Raw genomic sequence first — 24211 nt, 5'->3', positions numbered from 1 at the left:
TTCCCCTCGCAGCGACCATGAAGACGTTCACCCAGCTTCGCATGGCGGCCCTCGGCGCCGTCCTTCTCGCGGCGGTCCAGGCCACGCCGGCCGCCGCACAGTCCGACATCCTCCTGCGCCTGCGCTCCGGCTCGCCGCTGGGCGACCGCTTCCGCGTGGACAGCGCCAGCGGCTTCGTGGCCAAGGGCTTCATCGGCATCGGCATCATCCCGTTCACCGGCGCGGGCGACCGCACCATGTGGCACCCGTTCAAGGCCGGGTTCCGCACCGGCGGCGTGGACGGCACCCAGTGGGACGACGGCAGCTTCGGATTCTACTCGCTGGCCTCGGGCTTCAACACCATCGCCCAGGGCAACTACTCGATCGCCGCCGGCTACGGCTCGTGGGCGCTGCAGTCGTACGGCGTGGGGCTGGGATACAGCGCACGCTCCGACGGCGTGGGCGCGGTGGCGCTCGGCTACCTGAGCACCGCCAACGGCAACTACTCGGTGGCCATCGGGCAGCGCGCCAGCACCAACGGCTTCAACGGCGCCATCGTGCTCTCCGACCAGTCGAGCACCGACAGCGTGCTGGCCAGCGCGGCCAACCAGTTCTCGCTGCGCGCGGCCGGCGGCGTGCGGCTGTACACCAACGCCACCAAGACCACGGGCGTGTCGCTGAACGCCGGCGGCAGCTCGTGGAACGTGATCTCGGACGTGAACCGCAAGGAAGGCTTCCGCGCGATCAACGGCGAGGACCTGCTCCTGCGGCTGCGCGGCGTGCCGGTGACCACCTGGCGCTACCGCGAAGAGGCCGACCGCTCCACCCTGCACATCGGGCCCATGGCGCAGGACTGGCACCGCGCCTTCGGCTTCACCGCCGACGACCGCACCATCAACATGAGCGACCTGGACGGCGTGAACCTGGCCGGCGTGCAGGCGCTGGAGCGCCGCACCGCGGCGCAGGGCCAGCAGGTGAAGGCGCTCCAGGCCGAGAACGCCTCGCTGCGCGCCGACCTGGCCGCGCTGCGCGAGCAGAACGCGCGCTTCGAGGAGCGGCTGCGGCAGCTGGAGCAGGCCGCGCACGCTCCGCGGTAGGACTTTCCCGCCGCGGCACCCCCGGGGTGCCGCGCATTCCCCGCACCGGACGAGTGTGCATATGAAAGCGAAGATCGGAGTGGCCCTCCTGGCCTCTGCCCTCGTGGGCGCCGTGCTCGCACCGGCGAGCGCGTCCGCGCAGTCCGACATCCTCCTGCGCCTGCGCTCCGGCTCGCCGCTGGGCGACCGCTTCCGGGTGGACAGCGCCAGCGGCTTCGTGGCCAAGGGCGTGCTGGGGGTCGGGATCATTCCGTTCACCGGTGCGGGCGAGCGGCTGATGTGGCACCCCAACAAGGCGGCTTTCCGCGCGGGCTCGATCGGCTCGGCGGGCACGCAGTGGGACGACCCCAACACGGGCTACTACACCTGGGCGGGCGGCTACAACACCATCGCCCTGGGCCTCGCTTCGTTCGCCATGGGGTACCAGAGCACGGCGCTGGGCAGCTACAGCAACGCGCTGGGCTACACCGCCAACGCCGACGGCACCGGCGCGGTGGCCCTCGGCTACCGCACCACCGCCGACGCCGACTACTCGGTGGCCATCGGGCAGCGCGCGTCCACCAACGGCCACGCCGGCGCCATCGTGTTCTCCGACGGGTCCACCACCGACAGCACGCAGGCCAGCGCGAACAACCAGTTCACGGTGCGCGCGGCGGGCGGCATCCGCCTGTTCAGCAACGCCACCATGACCACGGGCGTGCAGGTGTCGGCCGGCGGCAGCTCGTGGGCGGTGATCTCGGACCGCAACCGGAAGAACGACTTCCTTTCGGTCGACGGCGAGGACATCCTGGCGCGGCTGCGGCTCCTGCCGGTGACTACCTGGCGCTACCGCGACGAGGCCGACCGCTCGACCTTCCACATCGGGCCCATGGCGCAGGACTGGCACCGCGCCTTCGGGTTCACGAGCGACGACCACACCATCAACATGAGCGACTTCGACGGCGTGAACCTGGCGGCCATCAAGGCGCTGGAGACCCGCACCGCCGAGCTGCAGGCGCGCACCGCCGAGGTGGCGCAGCTGCGCTCCGAGCTGAACGCCACCCGCCAGCGCCTGGACGACCTCGAGGCCGCCGTCCGCCGCCTGCAGGAGCAGCGGCATTGAGGCTCGGGCACACCCTGGCGGCCGCCGCGCCCGCTCTTCGCGGCGCGCGGCGGCTGGCCGTTCTGCCACTGCTGGCCGGCGCGCTCCTGGGCGCCTGCCGCGGCAACGGCGACGAGGACGACGATGCGCAGGCCCCGCCCGCGGCGGCGGCGAGCCCGGCACCGGTGGACGCGGGCTCGGACCCGGCCCAGCCGGCCGCGGCCCCCGCCCCGGCGGCCCCGATGACGGTGGAAGACTCGATCCGCATCGCGCGCGACGACTCCATCGCGCTGGCGAAGGACTACAACCAGCGGCTCGGGTCGATGGAGAGCTACGCCAGCTGCATGCAGAAGGCGAAGGCCGGCGATGCGCAGGTGCGGCCGGTTCTCGAGGCCGCCTGCAAGCGCGCACGAGGCGGTCCCCAGTAACGCTCCGGATCACGCCAACCCGTCCCGGACAGCAGCCCGGCCGCACGACGCGGCCGGGTTGCTCGTTTCATGGCGAGACGCGATCCCGCGCGCGCCGAGGAACGGAGCCTCGGGAGCGACGGTCGCTTTCGTCCCCCCGTCTCCGATGCCTGGTGAGGCATCTCCGCTTCGGGCGAGCTGCGGGAGATTCAGCAGGTGGGACACGGCTGTCCCATTCTGGACGGTCCGGCCTATCTACTCCGTTCTCCCCGTTGCCGGGCGGTACGCAACCCGTCGTGGTGAGAGGAGTCTCCTCCCCATCCGTTTCCGACGCTTTGAAGTCGCGAGACATCGATGTGCAGCGACTCCGGAAGCCGGCGGGGAGGAGTCCGATGTGACGGTTTTCTCCCTACGAATGTCTGATTGGAAGCGGGAGGTCGGCGATTTGTCGGCTCTGCTCCGTGGCGATGGAGCAGTCCTCGCTCGGGGCGCTGGACGGCGGCCTGGCGGCCACCGGGCGAGAGCGGGCTCTTTTCGGGAAACACAGGGTGGCCTCATCGCCAGCTGTTCACGTCCGAAACTCCAATGTCGTTGCGCCCTCCGGCAGGGGCGGCTATCATTTTCCCAGCGGCGCCGGCCGGGATGATTCCCGCCGTGCGTTCCCGTGAGGGCCGGAGCCGCGCCCACGCCGAAGCTTCAATCACGCGCCAGACCTCCGGCGCGACCCGAGCACTACCGCCGCCCGTTCGGGGCCGGCAGCCGCTGCCGCGGCAGTCTCGCGGCGCTTGAACGAGTTTCCACCGAGTTCCCGCCCGAGCGGACGGCCCTGGCCGCCCCGCCTCGGCCTGTTTTCCTCTCCTACCGGAGGACCGACATGGGCACACGTCCATCGTCCGCGGCACGGGCGGCTCCGCCCGCCGCACGCCGTCCCTGGATCGCCCCCGCGGTGGCCGACCTGCCGCGCCTGACCGAGCTCACGCTGGCCACCGGCCCCGCCATTCCCGGCGGCGGCGGCCCCGGCGGCGGCGGCAGCACCGTCGTTCCCTGAAATTCAGCGCAAGGCAAACACCCGCATGCTTCTCGGCTTCGCCATCACCGAACACTGCAACCTGCGTTGTCCGCACTGCATCCGCGACGACGTGACCACGGTTCGCAACCTGGACCCCGGCCTCATCGCCCGCACCGTGGACGAGGCCCGGGCCCTGTTCGGCGAGGTGGGCGTGAGCATGACCGGCGGCGAGCCCACCATCCACCCGCAGTGGGAGCGCATCATCGCCTCGCTGCACGAGCGCGGGGTGAGCTACCGCTTCGTGACCAACGGGTGGCACATGCGCCGGCTGATGCCGGGGCTGGACCGCCATCCTCCCACAGCCGTGCGGCTCTCGCTGTCGGGCGCGGACGAGGCGGTGCACGACGCCGAGCGCGGGCGCGGCTCGTTCCGGCGCGTGCTGCTGGCGGTGGCGCTGCTCACCAGCCGGCAGGTCCCCACCTCGCTGGGGTTCGTGGTGGACCGCCGCGACCGGCACCAGCTGCGGCAGGCGGCCGACCTGGCCGAGGCGCTGGGGGCGGTGAGCCTGCACTTCGCGCTGGCGCAGCCGGTTCCCGGGAGCGCCGGGCGCGACAGCGACCTGGCCCCGCGCGAGTGGTACGGCGCGCGGGACGAGATCCTGGCGCTGGGCACCGAGGGACGCCGCACCGGGGTGTACCTTGACTACGGCGCGCCCTTCGACGGCCCCGAGCCCGCCTGCGACACCTTCGAGCACCGCCGCGTCTACGTGGACGCGCGCGGGCGGCTGTCGCTGTGCTGCCAGCTTTCGGAGTACGGCGACAACGAGGCCGACGTGGTGGCCGACCTGACCCGCGGCTCGTTCACCGCGGCGTGGGAGCGGTACACCGGGCGGCTGGCGGCGCTGCGGCAGGCGAGCGCGCGGCTGGCGGCCGGCGGCGGCGAGCTGGACCGCTTTCCCTGCATCCGCTGCGCGCGGGCGCTGGGGAAGATGGAGTGGATCCGCGAGTTCCCAGGCAGTCCATGGCACGGTGCGGCCGGGCCCCACGGCCCCGCGGCGCCGCGACGCCTCGTCGCGCTCACCTACGCCGGGCGCGTCCCATAACCCCGCTTGATCCGAGGTTCACCATGCAACTCCCCAGGCGTTACCCAGGCCGGCTGGCCGCGGCGCTGGCAGTGCTGGTCGTAGCCGCGGCATGCACGGACCGGGCGAACCCGGTAACCCCCACCCCGCCATCCGGCCCCGGCACCCCCACCACGCCGGGTAACCCCATCCCCATCGCAGCGCTGGAGTGCACGGGCAACGTGGCGCAGCGCACCGTGAGCTGCGGCCCCGCCACCCAGGCCAACGACCGGATCCGCGGCCTGATCGTGGGAAGCCAGAACGTGTACGTGAAGCTGACCTCGACCAACGCAAGCTACAACGCGGGGACGCAGGCCTTCACCTTCGACGTGACCATCCGCAACCTGATCCCGCAGGCGCTGGGCACCACCGACGGCGTGACGCCCGACCCCAACGGGGTGCGGATCTTCTTCTACAGCGGGCCCACCGTGACGGCGGGAACGGGCACCATCTCGGTGGTGGGCGACGGGGTGGGCACCTTCCTGGCCGCCGGCGAGCCGTTCTACCAGTACAGCACGGTGCTGCAGCAATTCCAGGTGTCGGCGCCCAAGACCTGGCAGCTGAACATGCCCAGCACCGTGACCACGTTCAGCTTCCTGCTGTACGTGGCCGCGCCGGTGAAGTACGAGAACGGCTACATCGACGTGCAGGCGAACCCCAACATCCGCGAGGGCACGCTGCGCACGCTGACGGCCGTGGTGCGCAGCCCCGTGGGCAACATCGACTCGCTGGCCACCGCGATCGACTGGACCGTGACCCCGGCCGACGCGCTGCTCGCCGACTACATCTCCGAGACCGGCGACCAGGCCGTGGTGCACGGCTACCGCTTCGGCGCGCCGGTGATGAGCGTCACCGCCAACCGGGTGAACATCTCGGGCGCCACCGTGGCGGTGGGCGGCTCGATCACCCTGAACGTGCAGCCCATCCGCCGCACCTGGACGGGCGCCACCAGCAACGTGTGGGAAACGGGGAGCAACTGGCTTCCCGACAGCATCGCCCCGGTGCCGCAGGACACGGCGCTGGTTCCCGACACCACCTCGGCCACGAACTTCCCGAACCTCACCGCGAACGAGGCCGTGGCGGGGCTGGAGGTGCTGGACCTTACGCCGGGCGGGGTGGTGCCCACGGTGCACCTGGGCGCCTTCAACCTGAACGCCTCGGGCGACGTGCTGACCACCAACTCGGCCTCGATCACCAACACCGTGGGTGTGCTGGAGCTGTCGGGGATCGCGCGCACGGTGGCGGGAACGGTTCCGTTCCTGAGGGTCTCCGGCACCTATTCGCTGATCGGCAACCTCACGGTGCGCGCGCCGCTCAGGGTGGACCTGGGCCGGCTCACCAACACCTCGTTCCGCATCCAGGCGCAGTCGTTCTGACGCCACGGCCACCGCCAGCGCCGCGCGGCACGGCCGCCGCGGCGCCAGACAAGGAGACTGAAAGATGATGCATCGGATGAGAACCCTCGCTCTCGCGGCCCTGGCGACGCTCGCGGCCGTTTCGCAGGCCCCCGCGCAGTCCGACATCCTGCTGCGCCTGCGCTCCGGCTCGCCCCCGGGCGACCGCTTCCGCGTGGACAGCGCGGGCGGGGTGGTGGCCGTGACCAACCTGGGAATCGGCATCATCCCCGCCACCGGCGCGGGATACCGGATGATGTACTACCCCTTCAAGGCCGCCTTCCGGCTGGGGCACGCCAACGGCACGGAGTGGGACGACGCCAACATCGGCTTCTACTCGTGGGCCGGCGGCGAGAGCTCGATGGCGACCGCGTTCGGGACCTTCGCCTTCGGCGACCAGACCAAGGTCACGGGCGTGGACGGCGCCGCCTTCGGCGGGAGCAACGAGGTGGGCGGGACGGCCGGGTTCTCGGCGGGCGCCAGCAACAACGCCTGCGGCTTCGGCTCGGTGGCCATCGGCTTCACCAACACCACCGGCTCCATCGACGCTTCGGGGAACTGCCTGGCCGGCAACGGGCAGGGCGCCGTGGCCATCGGCTACCGCGTGACCGCCGACGCCGACTACGCGGTGGCGCTGGGGCACCGGGCCAGCGCCAACGGGCACGACGGCGTGTTCGTGGCGGGTGACGAGAGCACCACCGACTCGATCGAGGCGGTGGCCAACAACGAGTTCGCGGCGCGCTACGCGGGCGGCTTCCGCTTCCGCACCAACGCCACGCTGACCACCGGGTGCAACCTGCCCGCCGGCTCGGGCGTGTTCAGCTGCTCGTCGAGCCGCACCCTGAAGGACCACTTCGGCAGCGTGGACGGCGAGGAGCTGCTGGCGCGGCTGCGCGGCGTGCCGGTGTCGACCTGGAGCTACATCTCCGAGGGGGCGCAGGTGCGGCACATGGGGCCCTTCGCCGAGGACTTCCGCGCGGCATTCGGCCTGGGCACCGACGACAAGGCCATCGGCCTTCTCGACATCGACGGGGTGAACTTCGCGGCGGTGAAGGCGCTGGAGAACCGGACGGCCGAGCTGCAGCGGCAGGTGGCCGAGCGCGACCGGCGCATCTCCGACCTTGAGGCGCGGCTCGCGCGGATCGAGGCGGCGCTGGCGGCGAAGCCGTCGAACTGACCGCGATCGCCGACGCTGGACTGGCGGGGAGCGGCTTCGGCTGCTCCCCGTCTTCTTTTCTCCCCATTCCCTATGCTTTTCTCGCACGCGACGGGCTTCGCGGGATCTCCACGCGGAGACGCGGAGACGCGGCGGTGAATCCAACGACGCCCGCTGTCCCCCCGGACCCGGATCAGGGGAGCGGGAAAACGAAAGGGGCGTGGAAGGGGCGAAGTGGGCTATCCCCTTCCCATTTCATCATTTCTGAGTATTTTCCATGCGGCCCCGTCGCCGTTCTGAGGCGCCGGAGCGTAGCAGCCGCCCTCTGCCTTTCCGCGGTTCGCGCCCTCTTCCGGAACACATCGATGACGAAGCTCCGCATCCGCCGCGCACAGGCGGCGGCTTTCGCGATCCTGGCCCTCGCCGCGTGCTCGGAGAACGGCGGCGGGATCACCCCCGCCGATCCGCCCGCGATCACGCCGCCCAACACCGTGGCGGCCATCTCCTGCAACGCGGACGTGCGGTCGAAGCGGCTCTCCTGCGCCGACGCGGCGCCCGGGGGGTTGCGCGGCGACCGCATCATCGGCGGACAGCGGCAGTACGTGTTCGTGCAGTCCAGCAACGTGGCGTACGGCGCCGACTCGATCTTTTCGGCCGACGTGACCGTGCAGAACCTGCTCACGCAGCGGATGGGCTCCGACGGCACCACGGTCAGCGGCATCTCGGTGTTCTTCGCCACCGGGCCCAACGTTACGGCGGGCACGGGCTTCGTGGAGATGGCGGGCGGCGACGTGGGAACGTTCAGCGCCTCGGGGCAGCCCTTCTTCTTCTACCCGGGCACGCTGGCGCCGGACTCGGTGACGCCGCCGCAGCGCTGGAAGTGGAAGATGCCGCCCTCGGTGGTCTCGTTCGCCTTCACCGTGTACGTCTCCACCCCGATCGTTCCCACCATCGTCTTCGAGATGGCGCCGGGCGGGAACCGCGACATCTACCGGATGGGCGTGGACGGCAACGACCTGAAGAAGCTGAGCACCAGCGCGCTGACCGACGCGAACCCCACGGTGGCGCAGGGGACGGTGGTGTTCACCAGCTACCGCGACGGGAACGCCGAGCTGTACTCCGTGCCCCTGAAGGGTGGGACGGAGACCCGGCTGACGGCGACGACGGGGCTGAACGAGACCAGCCCGGCGCTCTCGCCCGACGGCAGGCGCCTGGCCTGGGCGCAGGGGGCGCCCGGCGGGGTCACCAAGATCTGGTACGGCCGCCCCACCGCCGACAGCGCGGCCGCGGCCAACCCGGGCTCGGGCGACGCCATCGAGGCCAGCCCCAACTGGGCGGACTCGTCGCGGCTGGCGTTCACCTCGGCGGCCGGCGGGTCGGCGGACATCTACTCGGTGAGCGGGATCTTCCCGCTGAAGACCGGCGGGACGGCCTCGCTGCTGACCGGCGGCACCTCCGCCGACGTGGAGGCGGCGTGGAGCCCGGACCGCACGCGGGTGGTGTTCGCCTCCAACCGCTCGGGCGACACCGAGCTGTACATGCTGACGGTGGGCACCGGCACGGTCACGCGGCTGACCACGCGCACCGGCAGCGACGGCGCGCCGACGTGGGTGTACGACGGCTCCAGCCGCTCCAGGGCCCTGATCGTGTACACCTGCGTGCAGGGCGGGGTGTTCCACCTGTGCATGCTGGACCCGGACAGCCCGGCGACGGTGAAGTCGATCACCACGCCGTTCGCGGCCGACCACGCGTCGGGGGTGCGGTTCTAGACCGAAGTGCGGAAGTGCGTGAATGCGGAAGTGCGCCGGATCCCTGTGATCCGGCGCACTTTCGCGTTCGGGACGAGGCCTCACGAATGCTCGGAGGTCACGGAGAGCACCGGCGCAAGCCGACAGCTTCGTGACCTCCGTGCGTGTTGGCGGGATCACCGGCCGAGCGCGCGCCTACGACTCACGCACTTCCGCACTTCCTCGCGGGACTGGTGCAAATCGCCTCATCCCCCCAAATTTTCAGTGTTCGGTGTGATCTTCCCGGACTCCTTCTCCCGACCCCCGCCGGCAGGGCTCGCATGTCCACTCTCCGCTTCCGCCCCACCCGCGCCCTGGCCGCACTGGCTACCGCGTCGCTGCTCCTTGCCGCCTGCGACGGCGGCGGCGGGCCCACCGACATCGCGTCGCCGCTGGCGGTGACCACCTCGGGGCGGCTGGAGCGCGGCTCCACCATCACCCTCAGCGTCACCTCCGCGGGGCAGCCGCTGGCGCCGGGGGACTACACGCTCACGGTGCGCCCGGCCGACGCCGCGCAGGTGGTGGACAACGCCACGGTGAAGCTGCTGCGCGCCGGCGCCGTCTCCATCACCGCCAGCGCGCCGAAGAAGGTGGGGACGGCGGAGCTGACGGTGGCCGCGCCGCCGGTGGTGGTGTTCGAGCGGGTGGTGGCGGGCAACCGCGACATCTGGCGGGTGGACCTGGACGGGCAGAACCTGACGGCGCTGACCACCGACCCGGGCGACGACCAGGACCCCACGGTGGCAGGGTCGAACGTGGTGTTCGTGAGCTACCGCAGCGGCAACGGCGACCTGTGGAGCGTGCCGCTCGCGGGCGGCGCCAACACGCGCCTGACCACCACCCCGCGCGACGAGACCACGCCGGCGCTTTCGGCCGACGGGCAGCGGCTGGCGTACGCCTACCTGGAGAGCGACGTCACCAAGGTGTACGTGGCCGGCGCGAACGCCTCGAACCCCCAGCGCGCCGCCCCCGCCTTCGGCTTCGACGGCTCCATCGAGACGTACCCGTCGTGGGCGCCGTCGAGCACGCTGGCCTTCGTGGCCACCGCCAACGGCACCGCCGACATCTTCGAGCAGGTGGGCAACGCGGCCCCGTCGCTGCTGGCGGGGGGGAACACCGCCGAGGTGGAGCCCGCCTTCAGCCCCGACGGGAAGACGCTGGCCTTCGTATCCAACCGCACCGGCTCGGTGGAGATCTTCCTCCTCACCATCTCCGGCGGCGCGGTACAGCAGCTGACCTCGGGCGCGGGAAGCAAGTCGCAGCCGGCGTGGACGCCGGACGGACGGCTGGTGTACCTGGAGACCGCGGGCGGCGTTACGCACCTGCGCTGGACCGACCCGGCCACGCCGGCAGCCAGCACCCTGATCGATACCGGCACCGGCACCGTGGGGCACCCCGCGGTGGCCGCGGCGCCGTGACGAAAGAGCGCATGAACGAGAACGCGAGGTACAGCGTGCCCGCCGACGTGCTGGCGGCGCACCTGGAGGGCGAGGCGGTGCTCCTGAACATGGACACCAAGGACTACTTCCGCCTGAACGCCACCGCGGCGTGCGTGTGGAAGGGACTGGAGCGGGGGATGGACCGGCAGGGGCTGGTGGACGAGCTGTGCGCGAACTTCGAGGTGGAGCCGCACGAGGCCGCCGGCGAGCTGGACCGGCTGCTGGAGGAGCTGGAGCGGCGCCGGCTGATCGTGGCGGCGGCGTGATCCGCACGGCGGGGGCGGTGCTGGCGGGCGCGCGGGCCGCGCTGGCGGCGCCGCGCTGGATCGAGGGGCCGCGGCTCACCGAGCTGCTGCGGCCCCCCGCGCGCTCGCGTGCGGAGACCCGCGTTCCCCGCGGCGCGACGGGCTCGGCCATGCGGCTGCTGCGGCTGCTGGCGCGCGTTCCCGGCCGGCGCTGGCGGAACACCTGCCTGTACCGCAGCGTGGCCGAGTGCCTGGTGCTGCGCCGCTACGGCATCCCCGCCATCGTGAAGATCGGGGTGAAGAGCGGCGAGGGCGACATCGAGGCGCACGCCTGGGTGGTCCGCGCCGACCGCGAGCGGCAGGACTCCGGCGACGGCCACGAGCCGCTGGTGCTGCGCGCTTGAGCCCCTCTCCATCGATCTTTCCCCTGCTGGCCGACGGCGGGCTCCGCGTGGAAGCGGAGCCCGCGCTCGCTGTGCTCCTGGAGCGCTGGCTCCCGCTTCTTCCCTACGACGATCCGGCTCCGTCCGGCGGCGGCGCGGTGATCCGCCTCGCCTCGGGCGATCCCGCGGCGGCCGAGGCGACCGGCGGGGCGCCGGCGCTGCGGCTGGGCGCGGCGGACGCGTGGGTGGACGCGGCCGCGGGACGCGCCGTCTTCCGCTGCACCGCGGGCTCGGGGGGATGGACGGACCTGGCGCGCGGGACCGCCGGGCTCGTTCCCGCCGCGTTCGGCGAGGAGACGCGGGAGGCGGTGGCCTGGGACGTGTACTCGATGTGCACCATCGCCTGCGCGCTGCTGCTGGGGCGGATGCACCGGGCGCTGGCCCACGCGGCCGCCGTGGTGGCGCCCGGCGGCGGCGCATGGCTGCTGGCGGGCGATACGCACGCAGGGAAGTCGACCACGTCGGTGAACCTGATCGAGGCCGGGTGGCGCTTCGTCAGCGACGACCATGTGGTTTTGTTTCGGGATGAGGATGGGGGGATCCGGGTCGAAGGCTGGCCGCGGCGCTTCCACCTGGACGAGGGGTGGGCCGGCGGCAGTCCCCTGCACCGCCGCGGCGAGGTCGATCCGCACCGGCGCTGGCCCGGGCGCTGGCAGCGGACCGCCCCGCTCGCCGGCCTCCTCTTCCCGCGCGTGGATGCGAATCTCCCGACCGTGCTGTCGCCGCTCCCCGCGGCGGAGGCGCTGGCGGGGCTGATGCGGCAGTCGCCCTGGCTGCTGGCCGACCGCGCCTGCGCCGCCGAGGTCCTCGCGTTCCTCCGCTCCGCCTGCGAGCGCCCCGCGTACACGCTGCGCCTGGGGCTGGACACCTACCGCGACACCGACCGCCTGCTGGAGGTGCTGCGGCCGCTCTCGTCCGAATCATGGCCGTGAGCTCGGGCTGATCGAAGAAGGATCACACGGAGGGAACGGAGGGAACATCGCGATCCCTCCGTTTTCTCGGTTTCTCCAGGATCGCTGGATCTTACGCGGAGACGCGGAGGTGGCTCGGCATGCACCTCCGCGTCTCCGCGTCTCCGCGTGAGACCGGCGAGATTCGTGGCCGCGCGAGTGTCGCGGGGACGAGCAGGTGTCTCGCGGCGATACGCGCCGGGGAGCGCAAATCCGCGCCGATACAGGAGTTCGGACGGGTACGGGGAGTGAAGGCGGTTGCCGCATCCGCGGGGGCGCCCACCCTCCGCCGCGGAGGCGGGCCGGTATGGCCCGATCTTCGAACCCGTGCGGAGGTGGAACATGCGACGCTTCATCCTTTCCCTGGCGCCCGCGCTGGTGCTGGCCGCGGCATGCTCGGACTCCAGCGGCACGCCGGGAACCATCTCCCTGCGGGACGACTGCGATCCGGCCTCGTTCAACGCCGCGCTCGGGGCGGGAACCTGCCTGCACAGCACGACCACGGCCGGCACGACGCTCACCAGCTTCAACGCGGAGCTGCAGGCCAGCGGGAAAGTGGCGGCCTGGCGAATCGTGCCGCCCACGCTCACGGTGAGTGAAGGCACCGTGCTGCCGGTGGTGAACCTCGGAGGCGAGACGCACACCTACACCGAGGTGGAGGAGTTCGGGGGCGGCGTGGTGCCCGCGCTGAACCAGGCCTCCGGCAACCCCACGCCGGCGCCCGAGTGCCTAGACAACGGCGAGTTCGCCAGTTCCACCGTGGCTTCCGGGCAGACCATGCAGCACACCTTCGACGAGTCGGGGACGGAGAAGTACCAGTGCTGCATCCACCCCTGGATGCGGCAGACCGTCACCGTCCGCTGAACGGCATCGCACAACGTCCGCGCGGGCGGGAGGGGACGCCGATCCCGCCGCCCGCGCGGACGTTTTCGCTTCCGATCTTCTGGACGCTCCGTTTGTTTATGTTTAGATTGTCCTCTCCCTCCCCGCCTCCGCTCACCTCCACCCCGCGAGGAACGACATGCCCACGCTCACGGCGATCGCGCCGGGAACCTTCTGCTGGCTGGAGCTGGCCGCGCACGACCCGGCCGCGGCCCGGCGCTTCTACACGGAGATGTTCGGGTGGACGGCGTTCGACACCAGGTTCGGGCCGGGCGAGAACGACATCTACACGATCTACCGGCTGGACGGGCAGGACGTCGGTGCGTCGTACGCGATGCAGGCGGAGCATCCGGTGCCCGGAGCGCCGTCGAGCTGGATGTCGTACGTGGCGGTGGAGAAGGTGGACGACGCGGCGGCCCGGGTGCGGGATCTCGGCGGGACCGTGCTGGGCGGGCCGTTGGACGTGATGGACGTGGGGCGGATGGCGATGGTGCGGGACCCCGGCGGCGCCACGCTCGCGCTCTGGGAGGCGCGCAAGCACGCGGGGATCGGCGTGCGCGGCGAGCCCGGCTCGCTGGGGTGGAACGAGCTGGCCACGCCCGACACCGCGCAGGCGCAGGCGTTCTACCGCGGCCTGTTCGGATGGGAGCCGCAGACCACGCAGATGGGGGATCAGGAGTACACCGTGTTCAGCGGCCCTTCGGGGATGGTGGGCGGGATGTACGCGCTGCGGCCGGAGATGGCGGGAATGCCGCCGTGCTGGCTGCCGTACTTCGTGGTGAGCGACACCGACGCGGCCGCGGAGAAGGCCCGCTCGCTCGGCGCGACCATCCACATGGAGCCGGACGACATTCCCACCATCGGGCGGTTCGCGCTGCTGCAGGACCCGCAGGGCGCGATGTTCTACATCATCCGCTTCGAGATGCCCGGCTCGTCGAGCTGACCGGCGGGGAAGTTTTCACGCACAGGGGAGAGAGGCCGCTGAGGATTGGTTCCTCCGCGGCCTCTACGCTTATGTGATGAAACAGCATACGCCAATCTCCCGCACACTCGTCGACACGCAGAGAGACGTCATCCTGAGGCCGGTCACGACAAAATCCGGGCACTCACGAAAGGTTGCAGGCCGAAGGATCCATAGCCGGTCCCGCACGTGCGCTCCGCATCGCGCAGCACCTCCCGGATCCGGGGAAGGTCTTCGCGCGTATTTCCGACGGACGTGCTGGAACGCTATAAGATCCTTCGGCCTGCAACCACCTGTGCGGATTCCGTTTACGGAGTGGCCGGCCTCAGGATGACGTCCGGGTGAAAGGGCGCCATGCGGTCGTCTCTCGGGGGTGTCTCTCTGGCGGCACGCACCAAACACGGAGGCCGCGGAGGAATCTTCCTCTGCGGCCTCTGCGCCCCCTGCTCGATCCCCGTCTTTTCCCCCGAACTACTCGATCTTTCCCAGCGCCCAGGCGGCGGCGCGGCGGACGGTGGGGTCGGGGTCGCCGCCGAGGAGCTGCGCGAGCGCGGGGACGGCGGCGGGGTCCTCCAGCCGCCCCAGCGCGCGGGCGGCGGCGCGGCGCACGCGCGCCTCGCGGTCGCGGAGGACGCGGGCGAGCGCGGGCGTGGCCTCCTTCTTCTCCAGGTGCCCCAGCGCCCAGGCCGCGCCGCCGCGCACCTCCGCGTCCCCGTCGTCGAGCATCGACACCAGCGGGGCCACGGCACGCGCGTCGTCGGTGAAGGCGATGCCGAAGATGGCGGCGTCGCGGCGGGTGGCGTCACCGGAGCGGAGGGCGTCCAGTAGCGCGTCCGTTCCCGCCTGCGTCCGCCCCCGCCCCAGCAGCCGCGCCGAGACGCGGCGCACGCAGGCGTCCGCGTCCGCCAGCCCCTCGCGCAGCACGGCCACCTCCGCGGGCGAGCTCACGTCGCGCGACAGCCAGTCCAGCGCGGCGTGCGACGGCTCGCCGCGGCGGGCCAGCGACGGCGCGTCCTCGTCGTCGCCCGATCCCCATCCCCAGCCGTTGCCGACCGAGGCGGAGACCAGGTCGCACAGCACCGGGTTCGCGCCGCGGACGGCGGTGACCAGCGCGCGGGCGCCGCTCCCGTCCTGTGCCGCCGCGGACACGCTGGCGGCGGCGCGGACTCGATCTCCATCTCCCGCAGGATGGCGCACCGGGCGCGGGAGGAGGGTGGCGGGGAGCGCCAGAAGGGCGAGCCCGGCCATCGCGGCGGTCCCCGCAGGGTGGCGCCGCGCGAAGCGTTCGATTCGGGTCATGGCTCCCTCCGCCGTCAGTTGAGGGGGCGGGGGCGCGGCTGCGGACGGGGCCGTGGCCGGGGTTGCGGGCGCGGCTCCACGAACCCGCCGCGGCCGCTCATGGCCGCCGCGGCCGCGGCGCGCAGCTGCGGATCGGGGTCGTGCAGCATCTCGGCGATGGCGGCGGCCGCGGCCTCGTCGCCGGTGCGGGCCAGCGCGCGCAGCGCCTGCCGCTTCACCTCCGGGTCGGCGTCGCGCAGCGCGGCGCGGAGCGCGGTGACGGTGGACGGATCGTCGTCGATCTGCCCCAGCGCCCACGCGGCGGTGCGGCGCACCGCCAGGTCGTCGTCGCGGAGCGCGGCCAGGATCGCGGGCGGCGCGCGGTCCGGGCTCACCTGGCCGATGGCCCACGCGGACTGCGCGCGCACCTTCGGCGAGCGGTCGTGCAGCGCGGCGGAGAGGATGGCGAGGGAAGACTCCTTCCCGATCTGCCCCAGCGCCCACGCGGCGGTCTGGCGCACGTCCGCGTCCGCGTCGCCCTGCAGGACGGCACCCAGCGGCTGCACGGCGGACTCGGACTCGATCTGCCCGAGGGCCCAAACGGCTTCCTTGCGCACGGTGGCGTTTCCGTCGCGCAGCAGTCCGGCCAGCGCGGGCACGGCCTCGGGAGATTCGATCTGCCCCAGCGCCCACACCGCCGTCCCGCGCACCTCGGCATCGCTGTCGCGCAGCGCCGCCACCAGCGCGGAAGCCGAGCCACGGTCCTCGATCTGGCCCAGCGCCCACGCGGCCTGCCGCCGGATCCCCGGGTCGCCCTCGCGCAGCGCGGCGGAAAGGCCGGGGACGGCGCGGCGGTCCTCGATCTGTCCCAGCGCCCAGACGGCGGTGGAGCGAATCTCCGCATCCGCGTCGCGAATGGCGCGCACCAGCCCGTCCACCGCGGCGGGATCTTCGATCTGCCCCAGCGCCCACGCGGAGTTGCGGCGCACGGCGAGCGAGCGGTCGGCCGACAGCGCCTGCAGCAGCGCGGGAACGGCCGCGCGCGCCTCCAGCTGCCCCAGCGCCCAGGCGGCGGTCACGCGCACCGTCTCGTCCTGGTCCGTCCGCAGCGCCTCGATCAGCGCCGCCACCCCGCGCGGGTCCTCCAGCATCCCCAGCGCCCGCGCCGAGGCGACGCGGACCTCCACGCTGGAATCGTGGATCGACGCCGAAAGCTGCGTCACCGCCACCGTGCGCTCGGCCGTGTGCTCGACGGTGTGCTGGCTCACCCGCTGCACCACGACGGAGCGGACGGTCGCGTCCGCAGGCGGCGCCAGCGCGGCGACCGCGGCGGCGGCTTCGGGCGCGGCCTTCGCCAGCGCCTCGCGCGTCGCCGCGGAGACTTCCTCCTTCGAAACGACCGCGGGCGCGCGGCCCGTCTCCCCCGCGACCACGGCGGGCATCGGCGGCGCGGTTTCGTTCGCCATCTCCGGTACCTCCAGCCAGTCCCCGCCCGCGGCGGCAACCGCAGCGGGCGCCGGCGCCGGTCGCATGGCGCCGAGCACGACGACCAGCCCGGCGAGGCCGAGCGCGGTGAGCGCGGCCTGCCCGCGGCGCAGGAGGCCGCGGTCCACGCCGGGCTCAAGGATGGCCAGCAGCCGCCCCTCGAAGGTGGAGCGCTGCGCCATCGGCAGCGCCAGCGCGGCCGGCACGCGCGCCCGGCCGACGGAGCGCACCATGTCCAGCAGGTGCCCGGCGTAGGTGGAGGCGCGGGTGCCGGCGCGCAGCACGTAGTCGTCGCAGCAGCGCTCGGCCTCCGCCCGCAGCTGGCGCAGCGCGATCCAGCTCAGCGGGTTGAACCAGTGCAGGGCGACGGCGACCTGGGCGACGGCCAGCGTGAGCACGTCGCGCCGGACCACGTGCGCCAGCTCGTGCGTCAGCACCAGCTCGCGGCGCTCCCGCGGCCACTCGTCCGCGCCGTGGGGGAGGAGGACGATGGGACGCAGCACGCCCCACGTCATCGGCATCTCCGTCCACCGGGTGCGGATCAGGCGCACGCCGCTCCGCAGCCAGAAGTCGCGCGAGAGGCGTGAAGCGAGCGACATCCACTCCTCATCCGTCACCGGCTCGCCCGTGCGCGCCAGCCACCACACCGTCGCCATCCCCACCAGCAGGCGGGCGACCAGCAGCGCCGCGCCGGCGAGCCAGAGCGCGACGAGCAGATTGGGCCACCCGAAGTCCGACACGACGTGCCACGACATCGCCGGTGCGGCCGGTGGCGCCTCGGACGCGACCGCCGGCTGCATGGGAGAGTCCGGCGCGGGCGCGGCGGGAGCGAAGGCGGGCGTCACGGCGGCGTCCGCGGGCGGCGCCAGCGGAGCGGGCACGGCGTCAGCCGTCCACGTCCGCGCCGCCGGGGCGTCCGCGCGGAAGAAGGCGGGGAGGATGCCGAAGCGGAGCGGGAGGAGCGAGCAGAACGGCAGCGCCACCACGCCGGCGACGGCCACCGCCCAGACCAGGTGGCGGGCGGCGGCGGGGGCGCGGCGTAGCGAAAGCGCCAGCGCGCCCGCGGCGGCCAGCACCAGCGTGGCCTTCAGGAACAGCTCCAGCAGCAGGCGCGCGTCGGCGCCCGGGAAGTGCGCAAGAGCAGCGGGCATCGTCTATCTCCCCTCGTCGCGGGCGGATTCTACCCTGGCGGCCAGGCGCTGGAGGTCGCTTTCGGGCAGGCGGGTCTCGTTCAGGCGCAGGAGCGCGGCGGCGGCCGCTTCGGCGCTGCCGCCGAAGAAGGTGCGCACCAGGTGGCGCAAAGCCGCCGTCCGCGCGCTGTCCTGCGGCGTCACGGGCTTGTACAGGTAGCGCGGGCCGTCCTGGAGATGGACGATCTCGCCCTTCTCCTCCAGCACGCGCATGGTGGCCCGCACGGCGCTGTAGCTGGGGGGATCGGGGATGCGCTCTAGGACTTCGCTTACGGTGGCCTGCCCCAGCGCGTAGAGAACGTCCATGATCTGGCGTTCGCGCCGGCTGAGGCCGGAGGTGAGCTCGGGACCCATGCGGGGTCTCCTGCGGGTTCGGGTGGGGCCGCCCTGCCCGGGCGGTGTCCGCGGTGCGATGGGGAGGTTGCTGGAAATCTAGCACCGTGCTGGAATTCTAGCAGCGGGTACGGAGGGTGTCAACGATCTTGATTTCCGCGGGACGAAGCGGGATTTCTGGAAAGATGCAAGTCGTTGCGGCGCAGGATACTGGCGCAGTCGGAGGCGGAGATGCGCGAGCCCGGCTGTCTCCCGCGAATGGAATTCGCGGGCAACAACGGCACGAAGTCCCTGCGGGACTGCTGCCATGCCGCCCCGGCGCGAGGCAGCCGCCGCTCATGCCGCGGCGTTGGATTCCTCGGGCGCCGCTTGGAATGACGTGGCTGGTTGACGGACCACCCGAAGACTGGAGATGGGGGATGACGGAGGATTGGGCGGAGGATGGGATCGACTTCGACGACCCGCGCGTGGTGGCGGCGTACGACGAGCTGCCGCTGTGGTCCGCACCGTTCGGGATGCTGCTGCTGGAGCGGGTGCCGCTGGCGCCGGGGATGAGCGTCCTCGACGTCGGCTGCGGGACGGGGTTTCCGCTGCTGGAGCTGGCGCAGCGGCTGGGGCCGTCGTCCACCGTCCACGGCATCGACCCGTGGCGGCCGGCACTGGAGCGCGCGCGGGAGAAGCTGGCGTGGTACGGCGCCGGCCACGTCCACCTGGCCGAGGGCGACGCCGCGGCGATGCCGTTCGGCGACGCGTCGTTCGACCTCGTCGTCTCCAACCTCGGCATCAACAACTTCGCGGATGCGAACGCGGCGCTGCGCGAGTGCCTGCGCGTCGCGAAGCCCGGCGCGCGGTTGTTGACGACCAGCAACTACCGCGGCCACATGGACGAGTTCTACCGCGTCTTCGCCGGTGTGCTGCGCGAGGCGGCGCCGGAAGCGCTCGGCGCGCTGGAGGCCCACGTCGCCCACCGCACTACGCCCGGGGAGCTCTCCGCCCGGCTGGAGCGCGCGGGGTGGCGCGTCACGGGGACGACGGAGCGCGAGTTCCGCATGCGGTTCGCGGACGGCGCGGCGCTGATGCGGCACTACTTCATCCGGCTGGGATTCAAGCCCGGCTGGCGCGACGTGGTTCCCGCGGAGAAGCGGGGCGACGTGTATCGCCGCCTCGTCGCCGCGCTGGACGAGGCCGCGCGGCGCGAGGGGGAGCTGTCGCTCACCATCCCCTACGGCTGCGTGGAGGCGGTGAAACCGGGCTGACGTTCCACTTCCCGGAACGGCGAAGGCCGGGGCGGCACATGGCTCGCCCCGGCCTCCGGCATCCGTCCCGCGATTCCGTCTACTGCTTCACCATCGAGACGGTGTAGCCGCCCTGCTGCAGGCTGATGTTCGTGGGGGCCGCCTCGTGGGTGTACATGTTGAACATCACGTCACCGTAGTCGTATTCGCCGCGCGACGAGGTCCGGCCGTGCAGGTGAACCGCCACGTGCACCCAGGCGGAATCGCCCACCATGATCACCTGCGCGGTGGTGGACGGCTGCACCAGCGCCGTCGCGGAGCCGTCGCAGTAGCCGATCCTGCCCGTGCCGGTGGCATCGTTGATCGGGTAGTCGTACTCCTTGCCCCATGCGTCCGAATCGCGGGAGGTCGGCGTACCCAGCGTCGCGTCGACCGTGAACGCGGTGGTCGTGGTAAGGTTCGAGTTCGGGCAGGTCTGGGTGTCGCTGTAGGTCAGGTGCCACTTCCCGACGAGCGAGCTCGAGACGAACGCGGGAGCGCGGGGCGCGTCGGAGCCGGTCGCGCTGCCGCAGGCGGCGCCGGCCGCGAGCAGGGCCGCGCCCAGGATGCCCTTCAGGGGGATTCGCATGGATGGTCCTTCGTGGTTCGATGATACCGCCTGGAGCGGAAGGGACAGCGTGGAGCCGCTGGATTTTTCAATTCTCGCGCCACGGAGGGGAGCCTGCCACCGCCGCGCGGAATCCCGCTAGCATCCAGAAGAACAGCCGATCACGAGGGGTACGGGGGAAATCCGGCGTGAATCAGATGTTTGCAAATCGCGCGATTGCGGGCGAGGTGCCGGGCCGGTTCGCCGCCCGCGCCGCCGGGGCCGGAGAAGCCGCGTGACGCGAGGCTCTTGCCCTTCGCACCCTCGGTAATCATCCTTTCCTGTCGCTTCATCCCCACACGCGCGAGCACCGTCCCGGGAGAGGGACCGGTTCCCTTCCCCGCCGGGCTCGCGCGCGCCGACAACCAGCCGTACGCAGGCGCGGCCGCCGCGCGGGCACGAGCCCGGCTCCGGCCGCCACCCAGTTCCCCGCTCCACCGGGAGACAGGCAGCGATGGCGACGTCCCTTCCCGTGGTCCAATCCCCCGCGCCCGCGCGCTTCGGCGAAACGCTGCGCCGCGACCGGTGGTGGACCTCGCCCCTGATCGCCGCGGCCACGCTGCTGGGCGCCGGCGGCTACGCCACCTGGGCCATCGTCTTCGGCACGCACAACTGGTCGCCGCCGTACCTGTCGCCCTTCTACTCGCCCTGCCTGGGGGCGAGCTGCCCCGACGAGTTCCGCATCGCCAGCATTCCCACCTTCGGCCTCAGCCCGGCCATCCTGGTGATGATCGTGGTGTTCGGCTTCCGCACCACCTGCTACTACTATCGCAAGACGTACTACCGCTCGCTCTTCTTCGACCCGCCCGCCTGCGCCGTGGGCGAGCCGTGGGGAAAGGGGTACCGCGGCGAGACCTTCTTTCCGCTCGTCCTGCAGAACTTCCACCGCTACTTCCTGTACCTGGCCCTGGTCGTCCTGGCCTTCCTGTGGTTCGACACGGCCAAGGCGTTCGACTTCGGCGGGCGCTTCGGCGTCGGCCTGGGCAGCATCCTCCTCGTCGTCAACGCCGTGCTGCTGAGCGGATATCTCCTCGGCTGCCACTCCTTCCGCCACCTGATCGGCGGGAGCGTGGACTGCACCAGCTGCAGCCGCTTCGGGCAGGCGCGGCACTCCGCGTGGAAGAAGTCCAGCTGGTTCAACGCCCTGCACGGCAACTGGGCGTGGGCGAGCCTGGTCTTCGTCTGCATCGCCGACATCTACGTGCGCCTGTGCTCGATGGGCGTGATCCACGACCCCCACCTCGTGTTCTGACCCCATGGCATCGCATCTCGAACACGAGCACGACGTTCTGGTGATCGGCGCGGGCGGGGCGGGGTTGCGCGCGGCCATCGAGGCCAGTGCCCGCGGCGCGGACGTGGGCCTGGTCTGCAAGAGCCTCCTCGGCAAGGCCCACACGGTGATGGCCGAGGGCGGCGTGGCGGCGGCGCTGTCCAACGTGGACGACCGCGACAGCTGGCGCGTGCACTTCGCCGACACCATGCGCGGCGGGCAGTACGTGAACAACTGGCGGATGGCCGAGCTGCACGCCAGGGAGGCGCCGGAGCGGGTCCGCGAGCTGGAGGCGTGGGGCGCGCTCTTCGACCGCACGGCCGACGGGCGCATCCTGCAGCGCAACTTCGGCGGGCACCGCTATCCGCGCCTGGCCCACGTGGGCGACCGCACGGGGCTGGAGATGATCCGCGTGCTGCAGGACCGCGGGGTGCACGCGGGGATGCAGGTGTACATGGAGACCAGCGTCACCACGCTGCTGATGGACGGCGGGCGGGTGGCCGGCGCCTTCGCGTACGACCGCGAGCGCGGGCGCTTCCGCGTCTTCCGCGCGAAGGCCGTCGTCCTGGCCACGGGGGGGATCGGGCGCGCGTACAAGATCACGAGCAACAGCTGGGAGTACACGGGAGATGGGCACGCCCTGGCCTACCACGCCGGCGCGGACCTGATCGACATGGAGTTCGTGCAGTTCCACCCCACGGGGATGATCTGGCCGCCCAGCGTGCGCGGCATCCTGGTCACCGAGGGCGTGCGCGGCGAGGGCGGCGTGCTGAAGAACCGCGACGGGCGGCGCTTCATGTTCGACGACATCCCCGAGAACTACCGCGCGCAGACGGCCGACAACGAGGAAGAGGGGTGGCGCTACACGCAGGGCGACAAGGCCGCCCGCCGCCCGCCCGAGCTGCTCACGCGCGACCACGTGGCGCGCTGCATCGTGCGCGAGGTGCGCGAGGGGCGCGGGAGCCCGCACGGCGGCGTGTTCCTCGACATCTCGTGGATCAGGACGAAGCTGCCGGACAGCGAAGAGCGGATCAGGAAGAAGCTCCCGTCGATGTACCACCAGTTCAAGCAATTGGCCGACATCGACATCACCCGCGAGCCGATGGAGATCGGGCCCACCACGCACTACGTGATGGGCGGCATCCGGGTGGACGGCGACACCCAGATGTCCACCGTTCCCGGCCTGTTCGCCTGCGGCGAGTGCGCGGCGGGGCTGCACGGCGCCAACCGGCTGGGCGGCAACTCGCTCAGCGACCTCCTGGTCTTCGGCAAGCGCGCGGGCGAGCACGCCGCGGCCTTCGCGAGCTCGAATGGCGCGACGTCGGTCGACGCGGCACAGGTGGACGCGGCGGCGCGGCGGGCGCTGGCGCCGTTCGACCGCCCGGGGAGCGGCGAGGGCGCGTACCAGGTGCAGCACGACCTGCAGGAGAGCATGCAGGACCTGGCGGGGATCGTCCGCAACGAGGGCGACCTGCGCGAGGCACTGGCCCGGGTGCAGGCGCTGCGCGAGCGCGCGGAGACGGTCGGCGTCCCCGGGAACCGCGAGTACAACCCGGGATGGCACACCGCGCTGGACCTGCACAACCTGATGACGGTGAGCGAGGCGGTGGTCCGCTCGGCCATCGACCGCAAGGAAAGCCGCGGCGGCCACTTCCGCGAGGACTACCCGGACAAGGACCCCGCCGCCGCGAAGTACAACATCGCCGTCCGCCGCGCGGAAGACGGGTCGATGGCGATGGAGCACGTCCCCATCCCCCCGCTCCCGCCCGAGCTGCAGGCGATCGTGGAGGAGATGGCGGGATGAACCGGAGGGCGGCGGATGGACACGCGCGTCGAACGCGTCCTGGAGCTGGACGCGCCGGTCGAGCGCCTGGCGGCGCGGATGACGGAGTGGGCGAAGTGGTCCGGCTTCTCCTGCACCGAGCGCGGCCCCGTGCGCTGGACGTTTCGCCGGGGGGGCTTCCTGCGCGCGCTGGTCAGCTGGGACCTGGAGGTCCTGCCCACGCGCGCGGTGGTCGAGATCATCCGCGACCACCCGTTGACCGTGCGGGCCTCGGTGCAGGTGGATTTCGGCAACCGGATGTCGTCGCCCGCCGTGAACGAGGCGGAGGTGGGCGAGCAGACCGGCCGGCTGGCGGCGTACCTGAGCGGCGTCTACGACTTCTGAAGCGCACGCCCGGCGGCTCGGCCGGCGGGAGCCTGTACGAGAGAGTGGTGCGGCGCGGGACCCTCGTCGTGATCGCCGCCCTGCCCCTGCTCGGCTGCACGCACGCCGGATCGGCCACGGCCACGCTGCGGCCGGTCTGCGCGCCGAACGACGCGGCCGCGGTGCTGCTGGAGGTGCTCGCCGCCGCGCCGGAGCAGCCGCGGTTCCGGCTGCGGCTCTCCCGCCCGCTGGGCGAGGTCACCGGACGGCGGGTGGAGGTGCGCGACCCCGGCGATCCCGACGTGGACGCGCAGTGGTGCGACGCGGACGGATGCAGCGTGATCCGCTCCGCCATGCCCACGACCGCCGACTTCGGCGCGCTGCAGGGCGACTCGTCCGTCTCCGTCCGCGTCCGGGCGGCGCGTCCGGACGGAACACCCTTCGCCTGGGCCGGCGTGGCGCGCTGGAAAGGCGAGACGCTGGTCTGCGGGTAATGCCGGATCCGGCAATCACCTGTGCATTGCAAACGCACAGAGAGACGTCATCCTGAGTCGAACACCGCGCTGCGCGCGACCACGGCGGATGAAAGGAGATTGGTCGTGAGCGCTGATGCCACAGAATGAGCGGATCAGCCTCGCGCAGTTTGCGAGGCTTCCCGTAGTTGTTGCTGCGACTTCA

General features: G+C 72.2%; 23 protein-coding genes. 19 read left to right on the top strand and 4 right to left on the bottom strand.

The features are described 5' to 3' along the window. Positions 1-17 precede the first annotated feature (17 nt). The 14 genes from VLK66_RS01700 (at position 18) to VLK66_RS01635 (ending at position 13932) form a co-directional block, all read left to right on the top strand. The gene (locus tag VLK66_RS01700; RefSeq protein ID WP_325307345.1) at positions 18-1076 is read left to right on the top strand and encodes a tail fiber domain-containing protein; all 1059 of its coding nucleotides are present in this window, start codon (positions 18-20) and stop codon (positions 1074-1076) included. 61 nt (positions 1077-1137) lie between these two features. Beyond that, positions 1138-2178 carry a tail fiber domain-containing protein gene (locus VLK66_RS01695; RefSeq protein WP_325307343.1) on the top strand — a complete coding sequence of 347 codons (1041 nt, stop codon included), beginning with the start codon at positions 1138-1140 and terminating at the stop codon, positions 2176-2178. After that, positions 2175-2585, top strand: a complete 411-nt coding sequence (locus VLK66_RS01690) for a hypothetical protein (RefSeq protein ID WP_325307341.1) — start codon at positions 2175-2177, stop codon at positions 2583-2585. The genes VLK66_RS01695 and VLK66_RS01690 overlap by 4 nt, the downstream gene beginning before the upstream one ends. Before the next feature lie 853 nt (positions 2586-3438). Further along, entirely contained in the window at positions 3439-3612 is a 174-nt protein-coding gene (locus VLK66_RS01685) for a hypothetical protein (protein ID WP_325307339.1), read from the top strand. A gap of 25 nt (positions 3613-3637) precedes the next feature. Further along, a complete protein-coding gene (locus VLK66_RS01680; RefSeq protein ID WP_325307338.1) occupies positions 3638-4675 on the top strand; it encodes a radical SAM protein in 1038 nt (345 codons plus the stop codon). A gap of 23 nt (positions 4676-4698) precedes the next feature. Beyond that, positions 4699-6069 (top strand): hypothetical protein, encoded by a 1371-nt coding sequence (locus tag VLK66_RS01675; protein ID WP_325307336.1) that lies wholly within the window; start codon positions 4699-4701, stop codon positions 6067-6069. Positions 6070-6145: 76 nt separating this feature from the next. After that, a complete protein-coding gene (locus VLK66_RS01670) occupies positions 6146-7264 on the top strand; it encodes a tail fiber domain-containing protein (RefSeq protein WP_325307335.1) in 1119 nt (372 codons plus the stop codon). 344 nt (positions 7265-7608) lie between these two features. Next, positions 7609-9012, top strand: coding sequence for a hypothetical protein (locus VLK66_RS01665; protein ID WP_325307333.1), 1404 nt, complete (start codon positions 7609-7611; stop codon positions 9010-9012). A 299-nt stretch (positions 9013-9311) separates the two neighbouring features. Continuing rightward, positions 9312-10448: a hypothetical protein gene (locus VLK66_RS01660; RefSeq protein WP_325307331.1), complete on the top strand. Its 1137-nt coding sequence runs from the start codon at positions 9312-9314 to the stop codon at positions 10446-10448. Positions 10449-10459: 11 nt separating this feature from the next. Then, the gene (locus VLK66_RS01655; RefSeq protein ID WP_325307330.1) at positions 10460-10735 is read left to right on the top strand and encodes a PqqD family protein; all 276 of its coding nucleotides are present in this window, start codon (positions 10460-10462) and stop codon (positions 10733-10735) included. Continuing rightward, the gene (locus VLK66_RS01650; RefSeq protein ID WP_325307328.1) at positions 10732-11118 is read left to right on the top strand and encodes a lasso peptide biosynthesis B2 protein; all 387 of its coding nucleotides are present in this window, start codon (positions 10732-10734) and stop codon (positions 11116-11118) included. Before VLK66_RS01655 ends, VLK66_RS01650 begins: the two co-directional genes overlap by 4 nt. Further along, the gene (locus VLK66_RS01645; protein ID WP_325307326.1) at positions 11115-12089 is read left to right on the top strand and encodes a hypothetical protein; all 975 of its coding nucleotides are present in this window, start codon (positions 11115-11117) and stop codon (positions 12087-12089) included. The genes VLK66_RS01650 and VLK66_RS01645 overlap by 4 nt, the downstream gene beginning before the upstream one ends. Before the next feature lie 360 nt (positions 12090-12449). After that, positions 12450-12971, top strand: a complete 522-nt coding sequence (locus VLK66_RS01640; protein ID WP_325307324.1) for a hypothetical protein — start codon at positions 12450-12452, stop codon at positions 12969-12971. Between the two features lie 157 nt (positions 12972-13128). Continuing rightward, the gene (locus VLK66_RS01635) at positions 13129-13932 is read left to right on the top strand and encodes a VOC family protein (protein WP_325307322.1); all 804 of its coding nucleotides are present in this window, start codon (positions 13129-13131) and stop codon (positions 13930-13932) included. Positions 13933-14421: 489 nt separating this feature from the next. Here the strand turns inward: VLK66_RS01635 and VLK66_RS01630 are convergent, their stop codons facing one another. From VLK66_RS01630 to VLK66_RS01620, 3 genes are read right to left on the bottom strand one after another with little or no spacing between them, the layout of a single operon-like run. Then, a complete protein-coding gene (locus tag VLK66_RS01630) occupies positions 14422-15249 on the bottom strand; it encodes a HEAT repeat domain-containing protein (RefSeq protein ID WP_325307320.1) in 828 nt (275 codons plus the stop codon). 14 nt (positions 15250-15263) lie between these two features. Continuing rightward, positions 15264-17864 (bottom strand): HEAT repeat domain-containing protein, encoded by a 2601-nt coding sequence (locus VLK66_RS01625; RefSeq protein ID WP_325307318.1) that lies wholly within the window; start codon positions 17862-17864, stop codon positions 15264-15266. A 3-nt stretch (positions 17865-17867) separates the two neighbouring features. Beyond that, a complete protein-coding gene (locus VLK66_RS01620; RefSeq protein ID WP_325307317.1) occupies positions 17868-18257 on the bottom strand; it encodes a BlaI/MecI/CopY family transcriptional regulator in 390 nt (129 codons plus the stop codon). A gap of 398 nt (positions 18258-18655) precedes the next feature. Here VLK66_RS01620 and VLK66_RS01615 point away from each other — a divergent pair, with 398 nt between their 5' ends. Next, positions 18656-19492 carry a class I SAM-dependent methyltransferase gene (locus VLK66_RS01615; RefSeq protein WP_325307315.1) on the top strand — a complete coding sequence of 279 codons (837 nt, stop codon included), beginning with the start codon at positions 18656-18658 and terminating at the stop codon, positions 19490-19492. Between the two features lie 79 nt (positions 19493-19571). On the opposite strand, the gene VLK66_RS01610 is transcribed toward VLK66_RS01615, so the two are convergent. Beyond that, positions 19572-20099 carry a hypothetical protein gene (locus VLK66_RS01610; RefSeq protein ID WP_325307313.1) on the bottom strand — a complete coding sequence of 176 codons (528 nt, stop codon included), beginning with the start codon at positions 20097-20099 and terminating at the stop codon, positions 19572-19574. 472 nt (positions 20100-20571) lie between these two features. Between VLK66_RS01610 and VLK66_RS01605 the strand changes: the two genes are divergently transcribed. The 4 genes from VLK66_RS01605 to VLK66_RS01590 are packed head-to-tail and all read left to right on the top strand — an operon-like array spanning position 20572 to position 24027. Next, on the top strand, positions 20572-21369 hold the full coding sequence (locus tag VLK66_RS01605) for a hypothetical protein (protein WP_325307311.1): 798 nt from the start codon (positions 20572-20574) through the stop codon (positions 21367-21369). Positions 21370-21373: 4 nt separating this feature from the next. Further along, positions 21374-23191 carry a fumarate reductase/succinate dehydrogenase flavoprotein subunit gene (locus VLK66_RS01600; RefSeq protein WP_325307310.1) on the top strand — a complete coding sequence of 606 codons (1818 nt, stop codon included), beginning with the start codon at positions 21374-21376 and terminating at the stop codon, positions 23189-23191. A 15-nt stretch (positions 23192-23206) separates the two neighbouring features. Further along, on the top strand, positions 23207-23554 hold the full coding sequence (locus VLK66_RS01595) for a hypothetical protein (protein WP_325307309.1): 348 nt from the start codon (positions 23207-23209) through the stop codon (positions 23552-23554). Positions 23555-23601: 47 nt separating this feature from the next. Continuing rightward, positions 23602-24027: a hypothetical protein gene (locus VLK66_RS01590; protein WP_325307308.1), complete on the top strand. Its 426-nt coding sequence runs from the start codon at positions 23602-23604 to the stop codon at positions 24025-24027. Positions 24028-24211: the final 184 nt, after the last annotated feature.

Origin of the sequence: Longimicrobium sp. (genome assembly GCF_035474595.1) — a bacterium.
Classification (GTDB): Bacteria; Gemmatimonadota; Gemmatimonadetes; order Longimicrobiales; family Longimicrobiaceae; genus Longimicrobium.
Note: the sequence above shows the minus strand (reverse complement) of the source record. Positions and strands in the feature narration are given on the sequence as shown.